At 60.5% G+C, this 2,586-nt stretch carries 2 protein-coding genes; one reads left to right on the top strand and one right to left on the bottom strand.

What is annotated here, in order from left to right:
* Positions 1 to 329 precede the first annotated feature (329 nt).
* On the top strand, positions 330 to 938 hold the full coding sequence (locus Q319_RS0123060; protein WP_029484728.1) for a hypothetical protein: 609 nt from the start codon (positions 330 to 332) through the stop codon (positions 936 to 938).
* A gap of 12 nt (positions 939 to 950) precedes the next feature.
* On the opposite strand, the gene Q319_RS0123055 is transcribed toward Q319_RS0123060, so the two are convergent.
* On the bottom strand, positions 951 to 2,432 hold the full coding sequence (locus Q319_RS0123055) for a TniQ family protein (RefSeq protein WP_156039570.1): 1,482 nt from the start codon (positions 2,430 to 2,432) through the stop codon (positions 951 to 953).
* Positions 2,433 to 2,586: the final 154 nt, after the last annotated feature.

Genomic DNA, 2,586 nt, shown 5'->3' with positions numbered 1-2,586 from the left:
TGTATATCGCCGCTCTTAAAACTTCATACGAGGAATTACAAAGGCTGAGGCAGCAATCCGAGAATTTTCAAAACTCTGCCGCGTAAGGTCAGCTGTAAATGGATTCGTCCATTTTCAGGATGGTGGAACGGCAACGTCATGCCGAAAGGTCTCAAATGCCCAAGGTCATATAGATTTCCATTGATGGTTACATTTGGGGGTAAAGCAGACACTGAGGATAGGATACTCGATCAGGGTAGTGGCTGACCTACGCGAAAGAAAAGATACCAGTGTAACATCAAAACACGTGAAGACAGCCCCGAAAGGTCAAGGAATCACCCATCCAAAGCATGTCAACCAAGAAAAAGACCCCGGGGACCGCCCAGGCCACCCTGGACCCCCCAGGACAGAAGATCTGGCCCTCCAGCCCCGCAAAAGGTAAAGTGTCCTGCGGCGCACCTGCGCCCGCGGCACACCTGGAGGGCATCGAGACCATGGAAACCGAGGAAATCATCCGGCATGTTGTGCATGGTCAGCTGACCGAGCACAACCCCAGGCCGCGCAAGATCAGCCCGGCGCTCCAGCCTTACGTCAACGATGCCCTGCGCCGCCAGAAACAGCTGCTCAAAGAGATCGCCCCGCTCCAGGAGCAACTCAACGCGCTCCCCGAAGAGCAACGCAACGCCATGTACAAGCTGCTTCAGCTCAACAGCCAGAGTTACGCGCTGGCGCGCGAACGCGAGTTGGTGCGCCGCGCCATCCCGCTGATCGAGGCGCTGCGCCAGCAAAGTCGTCGCCTTCGCCGCGACCGCACCCGCGCCTTTGATTTCATCGAAAAGCTCCGCGCCAAGATCCGCGACATCGAGTACTGGGGGCTGGGCCCGATCCCCGAGCCCTCACAGGACCACTGGCCCGAAAACCAGGGTGAGGATGATCTCCGCGAGCCGGGTGGCGGCTAAGCCACCTGAAGCTCAGCCTTTGCGTTCAGCCATCAACGCCGCCAGCAGCCGGGTACCCAGGCCAGGCAAGTCAACCTGCAAAACGACGAGCGTACGGGGCGCGAGCAGCAGCGTGGCGGTCTGGGTCCGCCAGTCGCCCTTGAATGGGTCTCGGCCCCGTCGACGTGCCGCCGCAAAGTGGGTCAAGTTCACCCCTCCTTGCCCGGTCAGATCCTCGTACAGATGCAGTAAAAGCTCGGCCAGTAAGCCGTTCCCCCGCCATGCGTTGAAGCGGGCATTCAGAACAGCGCCCATCTTGAACTCTGGCGTCGCCACCTGGGGCCAGGAACGATCCGTGGCCAGGTACTCCAGTAAGCGGTCCACGACCACCCGGGGCTGCTGAAGCTGAGGCCCCCGGTTCAGACGCAGATGCCGCGCCAGCACCGGCTCAGCGGTTTGCCACTGCTCGCTGGTTAACTGAAAGCGTGTTTGAAGCGCGACGGCATTTTGCTGACCCGTCACTAGAATCTGCGGCCAGGACGCAAACTGCCGCGCGATGTCTCCGTCTGAAGACTGCTGAATCAGGTGCAGCACACTGGAATAGACCGCGTCGCGCACCACGTCCTCATGGCGCTCGGCCTGGGGGTCGGCCGCCAGATAGGCCAGACGCTGCAACCGTCTGGGAAAGACTTCAAACACCCACGTCAGGAGCGCGGCCGCCGTCAGCCGACGCTCCAGCCGCCCGGTGACCACCTCAGCCTCAGCCCAGTCGGTAAGCCGCCGGGCATCGGCATCGAAGTACTGGATCAGCAGCCCTTTCTGGATGAAGATGAACAGCGCCTGCGCGAGGGCGGCCTTGGTCTTCCCGTCGACACCGACCTTCAAACTCAGCGCAACCTCTTCATCGGCGCGCAGAGCCAAAAGGTCCCGCTGAAGTGCGATCACCTCAGGCTTCACCGTAACTGCCGACGGTGCCTCGCTGAAAGCCTGATGGCAGCTCTGGCACAGCGTCAACTGGTTCCCAAGCGGCTGACGCAGATCAAGGTTGAATGGAGCCTCGCAGAGCGGACAGGCGTCGAGCAGCGCAGTGCCGTGAACGTCACAGGCCACGGCGAGATCCAGCGCCCAGGCCTGGCGCAAGTACGGCACCGGGTCACTGCCCAGACAGGTGGAACAGAACTGAGCCTTGCGGTGACCCAGTGTCAAGGCGCGGGTCTTGCCCATCCGGTCGCCGGGATCAAACGGCGCGTCGGCGGCCCAACCGTGGTCGTGCCCGTTTGAGCGGGGCAGAAGCGCCTCGAGTTTGGACACCGGGAAGGTGCTGATCGACGACAGGTGACCGAGATGATCCAGAGTGATGCGCTCCGGCAGCCGGGCATCACGGTCAGCAGCATCGCCGAACACGTTCACGATAGGCTGAGCGTTGGCTGACGCAAAGCGCATCAACCAGGAAGTCATCAACTCATCCGGCTGTGGTTGAGGATGCCGGGGCCACCACAGCTCAGGGGAGGGCAAGAAAAACCTGTTGCATTAGCGTTGTTACTTTTGCACACAGCGCTGGAAATTTGCACTCATCTTAGTTCGACTTTGTCCATTTTTTCAGGCGGCGCTGAGAGAAATCTCAGCGCCGCCTGAAACCATTTGGAGATGTTCAAAGTCCCAAAATGGT

Origin of the sequence: Deinococcus marmoris DSM 12784 (genome assembly GCF_000701405.1) — a bacterium.
Classification (GTDB): domain Bacteria; phylum Deinococcota; class Deinococci; order Deinococcales; family Deinococcaceae; genus Deinococcus; species Deinococcus marmoris.
Note: the sequence above shows the minus strand (reverse complement) of the source record. Positions and strands in the feature narration are given on the sequence as shown.

Excerpts from the sequence above, each read along its gene's own strand:
- Q319_RS0123060 (WP_029484728.1), top strand. The coding sequence starts at position 330 with ATGTCAACCAAGAAAAAGACCCCGGGGACCGCCCAGGCCACCCTGGAC.